The following is an 18,150-nucleotide window of genomic DNA, read 5'->3' on the forward strand; positions in this document are numbered from 1 at the left end:
CCACGAAGCCGCCCGCGCAGGCATGGCGATTTTGGGATGGCTCTGATGCCTCGCGCGCGCCGTGGATGGTCTTATTACGGTCCGCCGCGCCGGGGCCAAACGGAACCGCGCTTCATGCACCTTGCCCGCCCATGCACAGGACTTTTGCTCCGAAGGCATGCGGGCTCAGCAATCGACCCGATCCATGTCCCCGTCCCACCTTGCCGTTCTCACCGCGATGCTCGTTTCCGGCGCGCTTGTCGATATGTCGTCGTCCGGGACCGCCCCGGTCGCGGACCTCAGCGAGGTCGTCGATACGGGGATTTTTTCCAAAGCCACGCCTTCCGCGGAAGTCGACCGACGCATCGTCGCAACGCCGCGGGAAGCGTCGGCGAGTTTGCGGTTTTACTCGCGTCTCATCGCTGGCGTCACGCGGAATCGGGAAATACCGCGCTGGATCGCTGGCATCGCGGCGATTCGCTCTAAGTCGCCGGTTAATTCGGACATTGCGTGAAACGAAATCCGCAAACTCGTGCCGCACGGTAAAAATCTGGAATTCGACGTTTCAAGTCGCCATAATCTGAAAGAACAGGCATTTCTCTGAGTAGACGGACACTAAATGAATTACAGATCGATCTGCGCATGCGCCATGCTGGCGACGGGATTGCTGCATGTCACCGCCGAAGCAATGGCCGCGGGGCCGGCCAGCAATGCGGCGGCCGACATCGGCGGCCGTCGCGACGTGCTGTCGGGCAGTTCCGACGACGCGCAGCAACAGCTGGCAAGCGGCGATATCGCCGAATTGCAGCAAATGATTCGCGACGGAAAAGTGCGCGAGTTGCGCACGACATATAACGGCAGTTACGGCGCCAGTCTGCTGTATTACCCGGACGAAATGCTTTATTACGTCGCAATGTTTCAGCAAAAGAAATTCTGGCGCGTAATCAAGACTCAAAACGACGCTCGCGCGGAATCGGTATATGCGGATTTCGCGAAATCGACGGTTCAGCTTTCCGATACCGAATTACGCCGCATCAAGCTGGAAGCGGAAAAGGCCTACGCGGACCGTCTGATCGCAACGCAGCAAAACCGGGCGAACCGCCTGCAGGCGGACCTCGATGTCGCGCGTGCGCAGCAGAGCCAGGTGGCGGACCGTCAGCAGCAGCAACAGGAGGCGATCCGCGAGCTGCGCAACGAGCAGGCGGCGGCGCAGGCGCAGTTGCGCGCGTTGCAGGCCCGCGTGCAGGATCTGCAGAAGCAGCAGGAAGGCGATCTGCCGAGGCCGGCGAAGTGAAGCAAATGTGACCTGTCGGAAGAGATCCGGGTAGACGAGAGCGGCCGCATTGCGGCCGCTTTTCATTTGTGCGCAGGCATCGCGAACGGCTGCGCCGTGTGCGAAAAATACTTGGCGACGGGCTTCGCGGTTTAGGATTTTTCGCGTGAAAAGGAGCGGATACCCCATGCTAAGATTCCGCGCGATTTTCGGATTCCCAATTAATTCGGTGATCTGGATCGTCGACAAGAGGCGAATAAGGTGGCTGTGAAGATCGGGTTGCTGTCTGGCGCCCAAGCAGTGCGCATTTGTCTCGATTTTTCAGGCAGGAAGTATTCAGAACGGTAACCGAGATGTCCAAAAAACTAGTCATAGCAAGTCTTCTTTCGATCGGCGTGATCGCCGGTTGCACCACCGTCGCCCAGGGACCGAAGTACAACGTTTATCAGATTCAGACGGCGAACGGCACCAAGGCCTATCGCGCGGAATGTCACGGTGCGCTCGAAAGCGTGAGCGCGTGCGTCGAAGCAGCGCAGCGTGTTTGCGGCGACCAGCCCGCGTACAAGCTCGACACGATGGAGCGCCTGCGCGCGGCGAATGAAGATATCAACGATCCGCGCATCGTCACGTTCCAGTGCGGCGCGCCGCAAGTCGCCACGCCGGTGCCGGCAGCCGAGCCGGTTCCTCAGCCCGCACCGGAAATGCCGCGTCAGATCAACCTGAGCGGCGACGCCAACTTCGCCACCGACAGCGCAACGCTCACGCCGAAGGCCACGGGCACGCTCGACCAGTTCATTCAGGCTGGCCAGAACGTCACGTTCAAGTCGGTGCAGGTCGCGGGCTATACGGACTCCACGGGTTCGGCCGTACACAACCAGCAGCTTTCCGAGCGCCGCGCACAAGCTGTGCTGTCGTATCTGAAGACCCACGGCCTGCGTTCGCAGAGCTATGCGGCTCAAGGCTTCGGTGTAGCGAATCCGGTTGCGTCGAACGCGACGACGGCAGGCCGTGCGCAGAACCGCCGTGTCGAGATTCGGGTCAGCACGCAGCAGTAAGCGGAAAACGCAGTCCGATAAAAAACCCCGCAGGCCGTGAGGCGTGCGGGGTTTTTAACATGCGGCTCGGACGCGATTCAGAACAGGTCGAGTTGCGCGCGTCCCGGGCCGCCTTCCAGCGTGAGCAGATGTTGCTTTCGCTGCACGCCGCCCGCATAACCGGTCAGCGCGCCATCGCCACCGATCACCCGATGGCACGGCACGATGATCGCCACCGGATTGCGTCCGTTCGCGCCGCCCACGGCCCGCGACGAACCCGGCGGCAAGCCGAGCCGTCGCGCGAGATCACCGTAGGTCCAGGCGTCGCCGAAAGGAATTTCCTGCAACGCGCCCCACACGCGCAGCTGGAAAGCGGTGCCGTCGAGTCGCAGCTTCACCGAAAAAGCCCGCCGCTCACCGGCGAAATACGCGTCGACCTGTTCGCGCGCTTCGGCGATCACGCGCGCACCCGGCGCGCCTTCGGACAAGGTCGGCGCGGCCACTCCCGCCGGAAAATGCTTCTGTCCGACGAAGAAGAGCCCGGTCAGGCTGTCGCCTTCGGCACGGTACAGGATGTGCCCGAGCGGGCTCGGGGCAACATGGCATTCGATCATTTCGCGTCCCCGCGTCCTTTGACGGACAGCGCGTCAGATGAACGGGTTGTCGGTCTTGCCCGCCGGCGCGGGCGGCTCGTCGGCGATTCTGGCCGGCAGCGACGCGTCCTTCTGCAACGCATCGACGATCGCATTCAGCGCCTTCTGCAACGCGATCGCCGTCGCGAGCCCGGTCTTGTCGCGCGCGATCCCGATGTCGGCGGCAATCGCGATGCGCGTCTCGCCATTGGTCACGGTGAATGCGTCGCCGTTGACGTTGAGCACGTCGGTATCGTTGGCAAATGGCTTAAACACCTTTCAATCCTCCAATTCGTTTGTCCTTCAGCGCGTCGGGGATGCCCGGAAACTGCAGCCCGCTCATCGCCTCCAGTTCGCGCACGGTCTTTACGGTGTACGTGTCGGTCGCCGTATTGTCGACCACCACCGAGAACGCCAGCTTGCGCGCCGGCAGATAGACGACCTTGTACAACTGAGTCGGCACGAACACGCGCGATTCGCCGATCGTCTGCAGTTCGCGGCCGGAGAAGAGCGGCCCGGTCACGACATAGGCGTCGCCCGATTCCTCGGCGAGCCGCCGTACCGATTCCTCGATGCGCGACCAGACGCGCCGGTTGTTCGACGGATTTTGCGGCACGATGTTCGCGAGCGAGAACGACTCGGCCATGCCTTTTTTGCTCCAGCGGTCGCCGGCCGGACTCATGTGGCCGCGATCGTAGCCGCTCTTCTTGTAGTCTTCGAGCCGCGCGCCCGCGCCGGGCGGGAGCTGGTGCTCGGCAAAGAAGCGGTTGGTGCGCGTGTTGTTCTTCGCGTCGTCGACGTGCTGCGCCGTCAGGTGTTCCGCCGACCACAGCGGGCCTTTCGTGATGCCGGAATGCAGCACCGCGAAATCCGAATAGCAGAGCGATTGCGTCGACGCGCGCATCTTCGCGTTGACGACGACCGGCGCGCGCCCGTTCGGGCTGAACTGCGAGCAGTCGTTCGACGTGATCCACGAGAGCGGCGAAGCGGATGCAACGGCTGGAATGAAACAGGTAGCGCCGACGAGTGCGGCGAAAACTGCCTTGATGCGGATTGTCATGCTTTGGAATCTCGTGCGCGAAATTGATACTCGGCGCGCAGACGCGCCAGGGTTGACGGGAGGCCGCAAAGTATAAGACGAGTTCAGACGCGCGGACGAGCTTCGACGCTGAAAAACCTCGCGCGATAGAATCTCCCGCATCGCCCTTTCCCAATCGAGCCGATACGCGTTCATGACACTCACGAGCCGCTCGCTGTCCGCATTCCTTTCGCTCGCGACGCTATGCCTGGCGATGCACGCATCCGCCCAGGACCCGTCGTCTTCATCGCCCGTCGGGAGCAGCGCGCCCGCCTCTAGTAACGACGGTCCCGCGTACGGCTCCGAGCTGCAGGGCTTCGACTATCCGTATCCGGTCTCGCAGTTCGCGATCACGTCGCAGCGGCAGGTGGTGAGAATGGCCTACATGGACGTGCATCCGCCGCGTCCGAACGGCCGCACGGCGGTGCTGCTGCACGGCAAGAACTTCTGCTCGGCGACCTGGCATCAAACCATCCAGACGCTGACCGAAGCCGGCTATCGCGTGATCGCGCCGGATCAGATCGGTTTCTGCAAATCGACCAAGCCGGTGCGCTACCAGTACAGCTTCCAGCAGCTCGCGCGCAATACGCATGCGCTATTGCAGGCGCTGAACGTGAAACAGGCGACGCTCATCGCGCATTCGACGGGCGGCATGCTCGCTGTGCGCTATGCGCTGATGTATCCGCGCGAGACCGAACAGCTCGTGCTCGTCAACCCGATCGGGCTGGAGGACTGGAAGGCGAAGGGCGTGCCGTCGATTTCCATCGACGACTGGTACGCGCGCGAACTGAAGACCAGCGCCGACGGCATTCGCCGCTACGAACAGAGCACCTACTACGCGGGCCACTGGCGCGCCGACTACGAGCCGTGGGTGCAGATGCTCGCGGGCATGTATCGCGGATCGGGCAAGGAAGTGGTCGCATGGAACTCGGCGCTGCTCTACGACATGATCTTCACGCAGCCGGTCGTCTACGAATTCGACGAACTGCGTGTGCCGACGCTGCTTCTCATCGGCGACAAGGACACGAGCGCCATTGGCAAGGATTTCGCGCCGCCGGAAATTCGTCCGATGCTCGGCCGCTATCCCGATCTCGCGAAGCTTGCGGCGGAGCGCATCGCGGGGGCGAAGCTCGTCGAGTTTCCGGAGCTTGGCCACGCGCCGCAGATGCAGGACCCGGCTGCGTTTCACAAGGCGCTGCTCGACGGGCTCGCAGCGAAGGATGTGAAAGGCCGGTGATGGTCAGCGCGCGGTCACCGCGCGTTCGATCGACGGCAACTGAACGAGCAGCGTCACGCCGCGCGCGACCATGAAGATGGTCCGCGCGAGCCAAAGTCCGTGATTGCCGAGCGGCCCGGCGAGCGCCCACGCAGCCAGCATGAAGACGGCGAACGAGACGGCCATCGCCTTCATGAGCTCGCGGGTGCGCGTCGCGCCGATGAACACGCCGTCGAGCTGGAAGCCCGCCGCCGAGGCGACCGGCAGCGCGGCCGCCCACGGCAGATAGTGCAGCGCGGCGGCACGCACGGCGGCCTGGTCGGTGAGCCGTCCGATGATCCAGGCGCCGCCCGCCCAGTAGACGAGCGTGAAGCCCGCCGCGCCGATCGCCGACCACAGCATCGTCACCCTCACAGCCTGCCGGAACGCGTGGCGGTCGCGCGCGCCCGTCGCCGCACCGACCAGCGCTTCGGCCGCGTGCGCGAAACCGTCGAGCCCGAATGCCATAAACGTCTGGAAATTCAGCAGCAGCGCGTTGGCGGCGAGAATCGCGTCGCCTTGCTGCGCGCCGAGATGCGCGAACCAGCCGAACGAGCCGACCAGGCAGAGCGTGCGCACGAAGATGTCGCGGTTGATCGCGACGAGGCGCCTTATCGCGCGGGCGTCGAGAAGCTGCGCCCAGACGGGCGGCGGCAGGCCGCGCATGCGCAGGCGCCACAGGATCGCGATCCCGAGCGCGAAGCCGCAGGCGTCGGCGGCGGCGGTCGCGGCGCCGATGCCCGCGATTCCCCAGTCGAGCCGGTAGACAAACGCGAGCACCGCGACGATGTTCACCGCGTTGATAAAGACCTGCGTGACGAGCGCGAGCCGCACGCGTTGCGTGCCGAGCAGATAGCCGAGCACGACGTAGTTCGCGAGCACGAAGGGCGCGGCCCAGATTCGCGCGTGGCAATAGAGGCAGGCGCTTGCCTGCACGGCGTCGCTGCCGCCGAGCGCGGCGAGGCCAAAGCCGATCAGCGGCACCTGCAACGCCAGCACGGCCGCGCCGATCACGGCGGCGAGCAGCAGCGCGCGCAGAAGGCTCGGGGCAAGCGCGGCGTCGTCGCGGGCGCCGTACGCCTGCGCGACGATGCCGGTCGTGCCCATGCGGAGAAAGCCGAAGCCCCAGAACACGAAGTTGAAGACGAGCCCGCCGAGCGCGACGCCGCCGAGATACTGCGGGCCGTCGAGATGGCCGGCGACGGCGGTATCGACCGCACCGAGGATCGGCTGCGTGAGATTCGCGAGGACGATCGGAAACGCGAGCGTCAGCACGCGGCGATGCCAGCGCACCGGCGCCGGTGACGAAGTGGGGGAGGGGCTCAATTATGATTGGATGACAGCGGCGAAGGCGTCATTGTCCCGAGCGAAGTGCGTCGACGCAACCGCGCCGGCTGCGACCGGACAATAATGCACCCCCGCACGATCGTCCGACTGACACGCCACCGCCCATGAAAACCTTTCTGCTCTACGTGATCACCGCCATCGCCGAGATTGCCGGCTGCTATTTTCCGTATCGATGGCTGAAGGCAGGCGGATCGCCGTGGCTGCTCGTGCCGGGCGCGCTGTCGCTAGCTCTTTTCGCGTGGCTGCTGACGCTGCACGCCGCCGCTGCCGGGCGCGTCTATGCGGCTTACGGCGGCGTGTATATCGGCGTGGCGATTGCGTGGCTGTGGGCAGTCGACCGGATTCGCCCGAGCGCCTGGGATGTCGCCGGCGCGGCGATCGCGCTCGTCGGGATGGGAGTGATCGCGTTTCAGCCGCGCGTCTGACGCACGATTCCCGACGCCTACGGCTTCTTTTCCATGATGCGCTCCGGGTTCGCGGGCGCCGTGAAGCCGAATCTGGAGTAGAGGCCATGCGCATCGGAGGTGACGAGCATCAGGCGCCGCAGGCCCCGCAAGTCGTCGTGGGCGAGGACGCATTCCATCAGCCAGATGCCGAGGCCTTTTCCCTGATGCTCCGGCAACACAAAGACATCGGCGAGATAGGCGAACGTCGTCGCGTCCGTGATCATGCGCGCGTAGCCGATCTGCGCATCGCGCTCGAAGAGACCGAACGCGAGCGACCGGCGCGCCGCGCGCTCCACCTTCTCGCGTGCGATATCCGGCGACCAGTACGCCACCTCACTCAGATAGCGGTGCACGACGTCGAACTGGAATGCGTCGACGTCGGTCGTGACGCGGTATGCGCCTTTCGTCCACTGCATCGGCTTCGCTCCTCTCGTCTCGAAGAAGAGACCGAGCATAAGCGAGGTCAATGCACCTTGTACACGCGCCCGGTTTCGGCGCCCTCGACGCTGCGGCTGTACGCCAGTGCGACCCGCGCGCCCGGCGCCGCCTCGAAGCCGCGGAAGTACGGGCCGAAACTCTCGCTCGCTTCTTCGAGCATCGTCGGGGATACCGCGTTGATGCGCAATCCGCGCGGCAGCTCGATCGCTGCGCCGCGCACGAAACCCTCGATAGCGCCGTTCACCGCGGCCGCAGCCGCGCCCATCCGGATCACCTCCGCGCCGACGATGCCGCTCGTGAGGGTGAACGAGCCGCCGTCGTTGAGATAGTCGCGCGCGCCGAGCACGAGGTTGACCTGGCCCATCAGCTTGTCGTCGAGGCCGATGCGGAATTGTTCGGGCGTCATCTTCACGAGTTCGCCGAAGTGAACGTGGCCCGCGGCCGCGACGATCGCGTCGACCCGGCCGATGGAATCGAACAGGCGGCGGATGCTGTCGAGATCCTTCAGATCCACGTGATGCGCGCCGCGCGTCGCGCCAATTTCGAGGGTCTCATGGCGCTTTGCGAGTTCGGCAAATACGGCGCGACCCACGGTGCCCGTTGCACCGATCACGGCAATTTTCATGGCTGGCTCATCCAGAAAGGGAGATGGGCCACCATTGTGCACCGGCTGCGCGCCCGGGTTTTGTTTTCAGGCGATCCCGGCCTTCTTCGAAACTTCGACATCCGCTGAGGGCGCGAGCAGGAAGAGCGAAGCGCTGAGCCTGCACACCAGCGCCACGCCCGACACGACCGCGGCGGCCGGAAACGTCTCCCACTGAAGCGCGAGCGTCGGCGCGACGAGCGCAACCGATGCGAACCCGAGCGCCACCGTCACCCAGCGCGCCCATTGCAGCCGGGTGGCGACGCACAGGTACAGCAAGCCGACGAGCACGCGCGCGACGACCGACGCCGCGAGCGGGTGGCTGCCTGTATCGCCGGGAAGACCGATCGTCGCGGCGAGGCCGAGTTCCGCCCACGAGAGTGCGTAGGCGAATGCCAGGCTCGCGAGCGCGGCGGCGTGTGGTGAATTGCGCTCGATACGCCCGGTCCAGGCGCGGTTGCGCGTCTGTGCTGGTGCTTCGCTCGCTTCGAGGGAACTCGCGGTGTCGCCTGAATACGCGTTGACTGTACTCATGTCCGGCTCCGTTACAGTGGCTGGGTTGATCGGCGCGAGACGCACCGCAGGACTCGTGCCCGATCGCCGCCGCCCCTGCCTGGAACGGCGGTTGCTCGCCTGAACCAACCCGAAGACATGTCTTCGAATCCGTGAAACGGCAAGGGAGTCAGCGATGAACAACGTGAAGGAACAAAACCCGCATTCAGAACGCGACGATGAAGACGTGGACAAGGCAGTCGAGGACACTTTCCCGGCGAGCGATCCACCGGCGACGGGCGGCGTGACACGCATCGAGCCCGACGACGAGAAGGGCAAGAAGGATTGATTCGTCAGCTTGTCAGCACGCCATGCAATGCGAAGGGGCCGCTGAACATCTGCGGCCCCTTCGTTACGAGCAGAATCGGTTATTTGTCGCCGCGCTGCAGCTCGATCAACCGCGAGGGCCGCATATGGTTGAGCGCATAGTGCTTGCGTCCGCGCAACGTGTGCCCGTGAGGATCGTGTTCTTCGAATTGCAGCCGGTGCTCGACGTCGGTCACTTGCGGCGCCACCATGCCCTTGTCGATCATCCGGTAGCCGCGCTCCAGCGCGAGCAGCAGGCCATTTCGGCCGGGCCGGCTGTCGAAGCCGCCGAGGCCGTCGCCGGGCTCCCGCACGTAATTGACGAGCGTCGCGTTCGAGATGATCACCGAGTCGGGGTCGCGCTCGCGCATCTCCATATCGCGCTTCGCATCGCGGTTCTTGCCGTCGGTGTCGACGGTGTCGTCGAGCGATCCGTCGTTCAGCACGTCCTGTCCGACGGGATGCCCCGTCGTGAGGCCGAGCGGCCCGTCGGCCGTGCCCGCGTAACCGGACTTCGATGCGCCCGAGCCGCCCGGCTGTCCGAGCCCCGCTTCCTGCCCGCTTGCGGCCTTCACGGCGTCCTGGACCTTGACATGCGCCGTCTCGGTCTCGGGCACCTTCACGGGACTTTCGCCCGCGCGTTGCGCCTGCGTGTCCTTCGGTTCATTGCTTTCCGCGTTGTTCATGATGTGCTCCGTTCTGCAAACGAGAGCTTGCGCCCGCAAGACTCGTTCCGGGTTTTTGGCGCCGGAACTGCAAGCCTTGTCGGAGCGGCCGCTCAACTGATGATCGGAATTTCACGCACGTTTTTCAACCCAAAGCCCGTTTTCTACAGAGTATGATTTGAAACCTGCCAGCCCGTGAGCCGAGACTCCATCGAGCCTCACCGAGCCGCGCAACCGATGTGTGGTTCGCGGCCGAGCTTTCGCGCTGGCGCGTTGCCGAATCGAATTAGCAGGGCACTTTCACACAGGTGACTCATGCAACATGATGCTGCTTTTTCACATCGCGGCTATCTACTCAATTGTGCGCCCGCCCGGGCCGGAGATGGCAGCTTTCAGCCCTACGTCGTGATCTCGCGAACGAGCGATGGCGAACTCGTGGCGAACCGCTTCTTTCCCTCCGAGCTGCGCTTCCGAAACGCGGACGAGGCAATCGCGCACGCCCGCGACTGGGCCGTGCGATGGATCGACGCGAGCAACATCACGGTCTGAACCAGCGGCCGCAAGTGCGAGCAGGCAAGAACACGCCTACGGTTGACACGCGGCGGTTCGAGCCCCAAGCAAACTCCGATCCGCAAAAACGGTTAATCTTGGACAATCATTTCACAGTGTCCGCTCGTGGCGGCCTCGTTCATCGTGACCATGCCGAACAAACTGCCTCCGCCTCCCATCGATCCGTCCACCGAATGGGGACTCGCCGACATCGTCTCCGGACTGCGCGCGTCGCGCGAGGAGTTGCATCGGACGCGCCACCCGCTCGGTATCCGCGAACTGCCGTCGCGCGATGCGATCGTGAAGATCGTCAACGGCCTGCGGGCCGCACTCTTTCCGACGCATTACGGCGCGCCCGATCTGACCGACGAAAGCGTCGACTACTACGTCGGCCATACGCTCGAAAGCACGCTGCGGCTGCTGCACGAGCAGGTGCGTCGCGCGCTGCGCTTCCTGTCCGAGTCGCACGACCTGGGCGACGTCGACCTCAGCAAGCGCGCTTTCGACATCTCGCGCGAATTCGGCGCGCAGTTGCCCGCCATCCGCGCGCTGCTCGTTTCCGATATCCAGGCCGCGTTCACCGGCGACCCGGCCGCGCAGCACATCACGGAAATCCTGCTGTGCTATCCCGGCGTGGGCGCTATGACGCACCACCGCCTCGCGCACGCGCTGCACCGGCTCGGCGTGCCGCTGCTCGCGCGCTTCATCAACGAGATCGCGCATTCGGCGACCGGCATCGACATCCATCCGGGCGCGACGATCGGCCCGAGTTTTTTCATCGACCACGGCACCGGCGTGGTGATCGGCGAGACGGCGGTGATCGGCGAGCGGGTGCGCGTGTATCAGGCGGTGACGCTCGGCGCGAAGAGCTTCCCGTCGGGCAGCGACGGCGTGCTGGTTAAGGGCAACGCGCGGCATCCGATCGTCGAGGACGACGTGGTGATCTACGCGGGCGCGACGATTCTCGGCCGCGTGACGATCGGGCGGGGCTCGGTGATCGGCGGCAACGTGTGGCTTACGCACAGTGTGCCGCCGGGGAGCAGTGTGTCACAGGGCAAGGTGCGCGAAGGCAGCGGCACGGAGCCGCCGGACAACGGGCACAGCTACGGCGCGTGAGTTCGCGTCAGGTGTTCGAGACGCTGTAGGCGTTCTGATTGCCGACGATCGCGAGGAATTCACGGCGCGTGGAGGGATCGTCGCGGAAGGCGCCGAGCATGCGCGACGTGACCATCGACGCGCCTGCCTTGTGCACGCCACGCGTCGACATGCACTGATGCGCCGCCTCCAGGATTACGCCGACGCCGAGCGGCTGCAGTACTTCATCGAGCGTATCGGCGATCTGCGCCGTCATCTTTTCCTGAATCTGCAGGCGTTTGGCGAACGCATCGACGAGCCGCGCCAACTTCGAAATGCCGACGACGCGCTTGCTCGGCAGATACGCCACATGCGCGCGTCCGATGATCGGCACCATGTGATGCTCGCAATAGCTCTCGAAGCGGATGTCCTTCAGCACGATCATCTCGTCGTAGCCTTGCACTTCCGAGAACGTGCGCGCGAGGATTTCACGCGGGTCCTGCTCGTAGCCGCGGAAAAATTCCTCGTACGCGCGGATGACCCGCGCCGGCGTATCGCGCAGACCTTCGCGGCGCGGATCGTCGCCGGCCCAGCGCAACAGCACCCTGACGGCGGCTTCGGCCTCTTCGCGGCTAGGACGATCGACGGAGGCCGCCGGCGTGTCCGAAGCGGAAGTGTTAGATCGACGCGGGGCGCTCATCGATGACTCCTCTGGCTTTATCTGGGGAAATCCATTGTTCCACGTTTTGGAATTCCAGGAAGCCCGCGCGGGCGCTAGGTCTTTCCGCCTCCGTCGATGCCGGATCCGGTGCGCCAGACCTCCTTGCCTTTCTCGGACAGTTCGCCGCTACTGCGCTCCTTGTCCGGCTGCGTGCCTTCCCGGGCCATTGCTCCGCCCGGCTGTTCCTGGGCCCTGGGTTTCTGCTCCTTGCGTTGGGCGATACGGTCTTCCTGCGAACGTCCGGCATAGTTGCTCATGTCGCTTCTCCTTGCGTTTGGGCAGAGGAAAAGCGCGCAAGAGACGTTCCAAGGCTTCGCGCCGGGCGCGTTCCGGCTCATGCACGAAGCGCGCCAGCGCGCGCCCGTGACAAAGTGTTCAGCAGCGCGCGGGGCACCATGGCCGCACGCGCCGTGCGCTCACTGCGGAGGGCCTTTGTGCAGGCCGCCGAGGATCATCCACGAAACGCCGAACTTGTCGGCGACCATGCCGAAGCGTTCGGCGAAGAAGGTCGGCGTGAGCGCCATCTGCACCTGGCCGCCTTCGGCGAGCGCGTTGAAGAACTGCTCGGCTTGCGCAACGTCCTCGACCGTGAGCGAGAGCGATACGCCCTGGAAATTCGGCTTGCCGCTGCACATGCCGTCGGAGGCCATCACCTCGGTCTCGCCGATGCGAATTGACGAATGCATGATCTTTTCCGCCATCTCCGGGCGGCTCGTGCAGGCGTTGTTCTCCTGCGGGCCTTCCTTGTAGCGCATCATCATTTGCGACTGCGCGCCGAGTTTCTCCGAATAGAACTTCAGCGCTTCCTCGCAACGTCCTTCGAAAAACAGATACGGTTGAACTAGCATGACTGCTCCTTGAGTTATGACTCGTCGTCGGGGTCCATGTCCATCATGAGCGGCACCGACGCGTGCTCGTGCACGACGCGCCAGTCGCCGCCGATCCTGCGAAAGCCAACGGTGGCGCGCACCAGATTGTCCTGCCCGTCGATGACGACACGATTGACGCTGTGCGCAAACGCGACGTCGCCATCGGTGACTACCTTGATGTCGTTCATCTCGAAGCTGATCGGTCCCTTCATGGAATCGAACCAGCGCTGCCAGTGCTCGCGATAGCGCTCCGATCCCGTGAAGGATGCGGGCGGCACGACGTCGAACACGACGACGTCGCTTGCGTAGTGACGGATCAGCGAGTCGGCGTCCTTGGCGATTACCGCGTGCTGCCATTCGGCGATGAGTTCGCGGATGCGGGCTTCGGCGCCTGCGCGACCATTCGATTCGACCATGCTCGCCTCCTTGCGTGCGTCGATGCACAACAATAAAAAAGCCCCTATAAAGCAGGCATTTTTTTGTTTGTGTACACCGTCCACAAAAAATAGCAGAGATAATGGACGGCGTCCACATTGCGACGCCTGCAAAAAACAATATGACAAAACCGAAGCCGCGCACGACCTATCGTCATGGCGATCTGCGGCGTGCATTGCTCGATGCGGGCATCGAACTTGCGCGCGACGGCGGCCCGGATGCGGTCGTGCTGCGTGAGGCCACGCGGCGCGCGGGTGTCGTGCCGAATGCCGCTTACCGGCACTTCGCGAGCCGTCACGAATTGCTCGCGGCGGTGCGCGCGGCAGCGCTTTCAGCGGTGGCGATGGCGATGGAAGCCGAGCTTGCTGCGCTGCCGAAGAAGCGGCGGCGCGCGGACGCGGCGCGCGCGAGCCTGCGCGCCGTCGGCACCGGCTACTTGCGTTTTGCGCAAACCGAGACGGGGCTCTTTCGCACTGCGTTTACCGCGCCGAAATCCGAATGGGGGACGCACGACCCCGACAGCGCTGGAAAGAGCGGCCTCGATCCGTTTCAGTTGCTGAGTGCGGCGCTGGACCGGATGGTCGAATCGGAGGTGTTGGCGGCCGCGCGCCGCCCTGACGCGGAATATCTCGCATGGTCGGCGGTGCATGGGTTCGCGCTGCTGCTGATCGAAGGGCCGTTGCAGCAGCTCGATCGCCGCGCGGCCGAGGCGCTCGGCGAGCGCCTCCTCGACATGGTCGAGAAGGGCATCTGAGCGGCGCCCGACGTCACGACAGGCGAAGCTCGCGCGCGGTTGCATCGATCGCGGTCCGGGCTTTCGCGATCAGTTCGTCGATCTCCGCGTGCGAGATGACGAGCGGCGGCGACAACAGCATGCGGTCGCCGGTCGCGCGCATCACGAGATTGCCCTCGAAGCAGAAGTCGCGGCATAGCGTGCCGACTTCGCCGCCATTAGCAAAGCGCTTACGTGTGCGCGGCTCCTGCGCGAGCTGAATGCCCGCGACGAGCCCGGTTCCCGCAATCTCGCCGACGATGGGATGCGCCTCGAAGGTTTCGCGCAGGCGCTTCTGAAAATACGGGCCGGTGTCGTGCTTCACGCGCTCGACGATCCGTTCGTCGCGCAGCAGCTTCAGGTTCGCCACGGCGACAGCCGCCGCCACCGGATGCCCCGAGTACGTGAGCCCATGATTGAACTCGCCATTGGCGACGATGACGTCCGCCACGCGATCGTGCAGACCCACGGCGCCCATCGGCACATAGCCGCTCGTGAGGCCCTTCGCCATGGTGATGACGTCCGGTTCGAAGCCGAAGTGCTGGTGCGCGAACCATTCGCCCGTGCGGCCGAATCCTCCGATCACTTCATCGGCGGCGAGCAGCACGTCGTATTTCCGGCAGATGCGCTGGATTTCCGGCCAATAGGTCGAAGGCGGAAAGATCACGCCGCCCGCGCCCTGGAACGGCTCGCCGACAAACGCCGCGACATTGTCGGCCCCGAGTTCGAGGATCTTCGCTTCCAACTGCCGGGCACGCGCAAGCCCGAACTCGCCGGGCGTCATGTCGCCGCCTTCGCCGAACCAGTAGGGCTGGTCGATATGCACGATGTTCTCGACTTTCGAGGGCATCTGCTCGTGCATGTAGTCCATGCCGCCGAGCGTGCCGCTCGCTATCGTCGAGCCGTGATAGCCGTTCCTGCGCGCAATCACGAACTTTTTCTGCGGCTTGCCAAGCGCTGCCCAGTATCGATGGACGACGCGCAGCATCGTGTCGTTCGCTTCCGAGCCGCTGCTGCAATAGAAGAAGCGATTGAACGGCGCGGGCGCGAGTTCGGCAAGCAGCGCGGAGAGTTCGATGACGGGCGGATGCGTCGTCTTGAAGAACGTGTTGTAGAAGGGCAGTTCCTGCATCTGGCGATAAGCCGCCTCGGCAAGCTCACGCCGCCCGTAGCCGACGTTCACGCACCAGAGGCCGGCCATGCCGTCGATCATGCGCTTGCCGTCCGAGTCGATGAGATAGACGCCCTCCGCCTTGACGATCACGCGACTGCCGGCGCGGTTGAGCGCGGCCATGTCGGAGAAAGGATGGATGTGATGCGCGGCGTCGAGCGCGCGGTATTCGGCGGTGGTGCGGTCCTGCTTCAATGCGATGGCTTCGATTCGATCGTTCATCGTCTTGCTCCTTTGATTCGCGTTCATACGTGCAGCAGAAGATGCTTGCGTTCCCACGAGCTGATCACGCGGAAGAACGCTTCGTATTCGGTTTCCTTCAGCGCGAGATACGCACGCACGAACTTCTCGCCGAGCATCTCCGCGAGCGGCTCGCATGCGGCCATCGTCGTAATGCCTTCTTCGAGATTGCGCGGCAGCTGATACGCGAGCGCGTATCCGTCGCTCGCGAGCGGTTGGGTGGGTTCGAGGTGTTGCGTTATGCCGAGATAGCCTGCAGCGAGCGTCGCTGCAATCGCCAGGTACGGGTTGCAGTCGACGCCCGGTATGCGGTTCTCGATGCGCCGCGCAGCCGGCTCCGAATGCGGCACGCGAAAGCCGGCGGTGCGGTTGTCGTAGCCCCACTGAACGTTGATCGGTGCAGCCATGAAACGCGAGAGCCGCCGATACGAGTTGATGTACGGCGCGAAGATCGGCATCAGCGCGGGCGTGTATTTCTGCAGGCCTGCGAGATATCCGTAGAAGAGCGCAGTCGGTTCGCCGTCGCGGCCGGTGAAGAGATTGCGCCCGCTTTCCGCATCGACGAGGCTCTGGTGCACATGCATTGCCGAGCCTGGTTCGTTCTCCATCGGCTTCGCCATGAAGGTCGCGTACATCTTGTGGCGCAGCGCGGCCTCGCGCACCGTGCGCTTGAAGAGAAACACGCGGTCCGCGAGCTTGAGCGGATCGCCATGCAGGAAGTTGATCTCCATCTGCGCCGCGCCCACTTCGTGAATCAGCGTATCGACTTCCAGTTCCTGCACGTCGCAGTACTCGTAGATGTCTTCGAAGAGCGGGTCGAACTCGTTGACGGCTTCGATCGAATACGCCTGACGGCCGGTCTCGGGGCGGCCCGTCCGGCCTATCGGCGGCTGCAGCGGCAGGTCCGGGTCGCGGTTCATGTCGACGAGAAAGAACTCGAGTTCGGGCGCGACAACCGGCTTCCAGCCTTTATCCGCGTACTTGTCGAGCACCTGGCGCAACACGCGGCGCGGCGAGATCGCGACGGGCGTGCCGTCGAAGTGCACGCAGTCGTGAATCACCTGCGCGGTCGGATCGACGGCCCACGGGATCAGGCGGATCGTCGACGGATCGGGCACGCAGACCATGTCGGGATCGGTGACGTCGGTCAGCGTGCCGTCGCCGGGATAGTCGCCAGTGACGGTCTGGATCATCACCGCCTGTGGCAGGCGCATCGTTTCGCCCGACTCGAACTTGCTGCGCGGCATGATCTTGCCGCGCGCGATGCCGGCCATGTCGGGAATGATGGCCTCGATCTCGGTGATGCGATGCTGCTTCAGAAATTCGTCGATGCGTTGCATGGTGTCAGTCCCTGGGTTGCGGTTTTGCGGCATGCGTTGCCAAAGGCGCGGAAGATCGCGGCCGACAGGCGGTCTTGCGCGTGCTTCCATTCCGGGTGCCATTGCACGGCGAGCGCGAAGGCGTCTGCGTGCTTCACTCTGACCGCTTCGATGAGTCCATCGGGCGCGACGGCTTCGATTGCAAGGCCGTCCGCGAGACGCTCGATGCCCTGCGCATGCAGCGAATTCACGCGTGCCTCGCGCATGCCGCTCAAGGCATGCAGTACGCCGCCCGCACGGATCTCGACCGGATGCGACGGGCCGTACTGGGTGTCGAGCGGGTCGTCCTTGCGCTCGCGATGCGATGGGTGCACATCGCGATTCAGCGTTCCGCCGAAAGCGACGTTCATCTCCTGCAGACCGCGGCAGATCGCCAGCACGGGCACGCCGCGTTCGATTGCGGCACGCATGAGCGGCAGCGTCGTCGCATCGCGCGCGGGGTCGTGCAGGGTGTCGGGCGCGCTCGCGGCGGCGCCATAGCAATGCGGCTCGACATTCGAATAACTGCCTGTGAAGAGCAGGCCATCGACTGCGGCGAGCACGTCTTTTATCGGTTGCCTGACACCGAGGGCGGGCAGCACGAAGGCGAGCGCATGCGATCCATCGACGATCGCGGCGATGTACTTCTCGCCCGCGACATGCGATGGATGCGCACCGATCATCGTCCTGTCCGCACTGACTCCGACTACAGGAAGGGTTCGCATGAGATGAACTCGATAAACCGTGCGCGCGCACGGGGCAGCACTGCGCCCCGGCGTTTGCGCGCGGCAAAACCGTTGGGTTCGATTCCGGTCGTCAGCGGCAATCAGGCGCGGGCAAAGGCGAGGACAAAAGCAAAGGCGAGGACGAACGCCGGCCCGCGCTCAGGCGCGATGAAGCAATCGGATTGAAGGCGGAAGGATCAGCGAGAGAGGCGCTACGGCAGCAGCGACGACACGCCGACGCAATGGACCGCGATGAACGCGCGTGCGGCGACAGAGTTGTGACGTCGCACCGAGCGGCGCGACAGGATGGTGAACGCGGACTGGAAGCGGCGATCGAAAAGACTGCCGCAGCGATCGGTAATGGAGCGCTCGGCGCGCGACGGCCCGGTGTACAGGCTTCTGCTCCATATGACCAAAGGGCTTCGGACTCTCACGATTTCACTCGATTGTTGAGGTTTGAGCGCTTCGCGAACGAAGCGAGGGGAAGCTGTCGCGCGGGTCGCTGGAAGTCGCGAATGCTGTGCGCGAAGTTGACGATTCCCTGTCACCGAGGATATACGAGCCAAAATCGGCGTCAATACGTTTTTT

General features: G+C 64.3%; 25 protein-coding genes. 9 read left to right on the forward strand and 16 right to left on the reverse strand.

Annotation, left to right across the window (positions count from 1 at the left end; genetic code table 11):
* The first annotated feature begins 61 nt into the window (after positions 1-61).
* The 3 genes from AWB81_RS44670 to AWB81_RS12280 all read left to right on the forward strand — a co-directional run bounded on the left by AWB81_RS44670 (position 62) and on the right by AWB81_RS12280 (position 2,307).
* The gene (locus tag AWB81_RS44670; RefSeq protein ID WP_143753565.1) at positions 62-493 is read left to right on the forward strand and encodes a hypothetical protein; all 432 of its coding nucleotides are present in this window, start codon (positions 62-64) and stop codon (positions 491-493) included.
* Positions 494-598: 105 nt separating this feature from the next.
* On the forward strand, positions 599-1,273 hold the full coding sequence (locus AWB81_RS12275; RefSeq protein WP_062635577.1) for a DUF2968 domain-containing protein: 675 nt from the start codon (positions 599-601) through the stop codon (positions 1,271-1,273).
* Between the two features lie 332 nt (positions 1,274-1,605).
* The gene (locus AWB81_RS12280) at positions 1,606-2,307 is read left to right on the forward strand and encodes an OmpA family protein (RefSeq protein ID WP_062635579.1); all 702 of its coding nucleotides are present in this window, start codon (positions 1,606-1,608) and stop codon (positions 2,305-2,307) included.
* A gap of 77 nt (positions 2,308-2,384) precedes the next feature.
* Here the strand turns inward: AWB81_RS12280 and AWB81_RS12285 are convergent, their stop codons facing one another.
* Genes AWB81_RS12285 through AWB81_RS12295 form a run of 3 tightly spaced genes read right to left on the reverse strand, consistent with a single transcriptional unit; the run spans position 2,385 to position 3,966 of the window.
* A complete protein-coding gene (locus AWB81_RS12285) occupies positions 2,385-2,900 on the reverse strand; it encodes a methylated-DNA--[protein]-cysteine S-methyltransferase (protein ID WP_062635580.1) in 516 nt (171 codons plus the stop codon).
* 33 nt (positions 2,901-2,933) lie between these two features.
* The gene (locus AWB81_RS12290; protein ID WP_062635583.1) at positions 2,934-3,194 is read right to left on the reverse strand and encodes a hypothetical protein; all 261 of its coding nucleotides are present in this window, start codon (positions 3,192-3,194) and stop codon (positions 2,934-2,936) included.
* Entirely contained in the window at positions 3,187-3,966 is a 780-nt protein-coding gene (locus AWB81_RS12295) for a DNA/RNA non-specific endonuclease (protein WP_062635698.1), read from the reverse strand. Before AWB81_RS12295 ends, AWB81_RS12290 begins: the two co-directional genes overlap by 8 nt.
* A gap of 184 nt (positions 3,967-4,150) precedes the next feature.
* Here AWB81_RS12295 and AWB81_RS12300 point away from each other — a divergent pair, with 184 nt between their 5' ends.
* Positions 4,151-5,233, forward strand: a complete 1,083-nt coding sequence (locus AWB81_RS12300; RefSeq protein ID WP_062635585.1) for an alpha/beta fold hydrolase — start codon at positions 4,151-4,153, stop codon at positions 5,231-5,233.
* Between the two features lie 3 nt (positions 5,234-5,236).
* Here the strand turns inward: AWB81_RS12300 and AWB81_RS12305 are convergent, their stop codons facing one another.
* Positions 5,237-6,577, reverse strand: a complete 1,341-nt coding sequence (locus tag AWB81_RS12305; RefSeq protein ID WP_062635587.1) for an MATE family efflux transporter — start codon at positions 6,575-6,577, stop codon at positions 5,237-5,239.
* Between the two features lie 125 nt (positions 6,578-6,702).
* Here AWB81_RS12305 and AWB81_RS12310 point away from each other — a divergent pair, with 125 nt between their 5' ends.
* The gene (locus AWB81_RS12310) at positions 6,703-7,023 is read left to right on the forward strand and encodes a YnfA family protein (protein WP_062635590.1); all 321 of its coding nucleotides are present in this window, start codon (positions 6,703-6,705) and stop codon (positions 7,021-7,023) included.
* A gap of 17 nt (positions 7,024-7,040) precedes the next feature.
* Here the strand turns inward: AWB81_RS12310 and AWB81_RS12315 are convergent, their stop codons facing one another.
* The 3 genes from AWB81_RS12315 to AWB81_RS12325 form a co-directional block, all read right to left on the reverse strand.
* Positions 7,041-7,460: a GNAT family N-acetyltransferase gene (locus AWB81_RS12315; protein ID WP_062635700.1), complete on the reverse strand. Its 420-nt coding sequence runs from the start codon at positions 7,458-7,460 to the stop codon at positions 7,041-7,043.
* A gap of 47 nt (positions 7,461-7,507) precedes the next feature.
* The gene (locus tag AWB81_RS12320) at positions 7,508-8,107 is read right to left on the reverse strand and encodes a short chain dehydrogenase (RefSeq protein WP_062635592.1); all 600 of its coding nucleotides are present in this window, start codon (positions 8,105-8,107) and stop codon (positions 7,508-7,510) included.
* Between the two features lie 66 nt (positions 8,108-8,173).
* A complete protein-coding gene (locus AWB81_RS12325; protein WP_062635594.1) occupies positions 8,174-8,659 on the reverse strand; it encodes a hypothetical protein in 486 nt (161 codons plus the stop codon).
* 154 nt (positions 8,660-8,813) lie between these two features.
* Here AWB81_RS12325 and AWB81_RS46420 point away from each other — a divergent pair, with 154 nt between their 5' ends.
* Positions 8,814-8,966, forward strand: coding sequence for a hypothetical protein (locus AWB81_RS46420; protein WP_167306284.1), 153 nt, complete (start codon positions 8,814-8,816; stop codon positions 8,964-8,966).
* Between the two features lie 79 nt (positions 8,967-9,045).
* Here the strand turns inward: AWB81_RS46420 and AWB81_RS12330 are convergent, their stop codons facing one another.
* Positions 9,046-9,669, reverse strand: a complete 624-nt coding sequence (locus AWB81_RS12330; protein ID WP_062635596.1) for a DUF3005 domain-containing protein — start codon at positions 9,667-9,669, stop codon at positions 9,046-9,048.
* A gap of 294 nt (positions 9,670-9,963) precedes the next feature.
* Between AWB81_RS12330 and AWB81_RS12335 the strand changes: the two genes are divergently transcribed.
* The gene (locus AWB81_RS12335; protein ID WP_062635598.1) at positions 9,964-10,197 is read left to right on the forward strand and encodes a hypothetical protein; all 234 of its coding nucleotides are present in this window, start codon (positions 9,964-9,966) and stop codon (positions 10,195-10,197) included.
* A gap of 150 nt (positions 10,198-10,347) precedes the next feature.
* On the forward strand, positions 10,348-11,313 hold the full coding sequence (epsC, locus tag AWB81_RS12340) for a serine O-acetyltransferase EpsC (protein ID WP_062635702.1): 966 nt from the start codon (positions 10,348-10,350) through the stop codon (positions 11,311-11,313).
* A gap of 7 nt (positions 11,314-11,320) precedes the next feature.
* Here the strand turns inward: epsC and folE are convergent, their stop codons facing one another.
* The 4 genes from folE to AWB81_RS12360 all read right to left on the reverse strand — a co-directional run bounded on the left by folE (position 11,321) and on the right by AWB81_RS12360 (position 13,277).
* Positions 11,321-11,971 (reverse strand): GTP cyclohydrolase I FolE, encoded by a 651-nt coding sequence (gene folE, locus AWB81_RS12345; protein WP_062635600.1) that lies wholly within the window; start codon positions 11,969-11,971, stop codon positions 11,321-11,323.
* Positions 11,972-12,045: 74 nt separating this feature from the next.
* Positions 12,046-12,249, reverse strand: a complete 204-nt coding sequence (locus AWB81_RS12350) for a hypothetical protein (protein ID WP_062635602.1) — start codon at positions 12,247-12,249, stop codon at positions 12,046-12,048.
* 159 nt (positions 12,250-12,408) lie between these two features.
* A complete protein-coding gene (locus AWB81_RS12355; protein ID WP_062635604.1) occupies positions 12,409-12,840 on the reverse strand; it encodes a VOC family protein in 432 nt (143 codons plus the stop codon).
* A 14-nt stretch (positions 12,841-12,854) separates the two neighbouring features.
* Positions 12,855-13,277 (reverse strand): YybH family protein, encoded by a 423-nt coding sequence (locus AWB81_RS12360; protein WP_062635606.1) that lies wholly within the window; start codon positions 13,275-13,277, stop codon positions 12,855-12,857.
* Between the two features lie 140 nt (positions 13,278-13,417).
* Between AWB81_RS12360 and AWB81_RS12365 the strand changes: the two genes are divergently transcribed.
* Entirely contained in the window at positions 13,418-14,050 is a 633-nt protein-coding gene (locus tag AWB81_RS12365) for a TetR/AcrR family transcriptional regulator (RefSeq protein WP_062635704.1), read from the forward strand.
* A 13-nt stretch (positions 14,051-14,063) separates the two neighbouring features.
* On the opposite strand, the gene AWB81_RS12370 is transcribed toward AWB81_RS12365, so the two are convergent.
* The 4 genes from AWB81_RS12370 to AWB81_RS12385 form a co-directional block, all read right to left on the reverse strand.
* A complete protein-coding gene (locus AWB81_RS12370; RefSeq protein ID WP_062635706.1) occupies positions 14,064-15,461 on the reverse strand; it encodes an aspartate aminotransferase family protein in 1,398 nt (465 codons plus the stop codon).
* 23 nt (positions 15,462-15,484) lie between these two features.
* Positions 15,485-16,819: a glutamine synthetase family protein gene (locus AWB81_RS12375; protein ID WP_062635608.1), complete on the reverse strand. Its 1,335-nt coding sequence runs from the start codon at positions 16,817-16,819 to the stop codon at positions 15,485-15,487.
* A complete protein-coding gene (locus tag AWB81_RS12380) occupies positions 16,795-17,562 on the reverse strand; it encodes a gamma-glutamyl-gamma-aminobutyrate hydrolase family protein (protein ID WP_087134919.1) in 768 nt (255 codons plus the stop codon). The genes AWB81_RS12375 and AWB81_RS12380 overlap by 25 nt, the downstream gene beginning before the upstream one ends.
* Before the next feature lie 212 nt (positions 17,563-17,774).
* Positions 17,775-17,996, reverse strand: a complete 222-nt coding sequence (locus tag AWB81_RS12385) for a hypothetical protein (protein ID WP_167306285.1) — start codon at positions 17,994-17,996, stop codon at positions 17,775-17,777.
* Positions 17,997-18,150 lie beyond the last annotated feature (154 nt).

Origin of the sequence: Caballeronia arationis (assembly GCF_001544975.2) — a bacterium.
Classification (GTDB): domain Bacteria; phylum Pseudomonadota; class Gammaproteobacteria; order Burkholderiales; family Burkholderiaceae; genus Caballeronia; species Caballeronia arationis.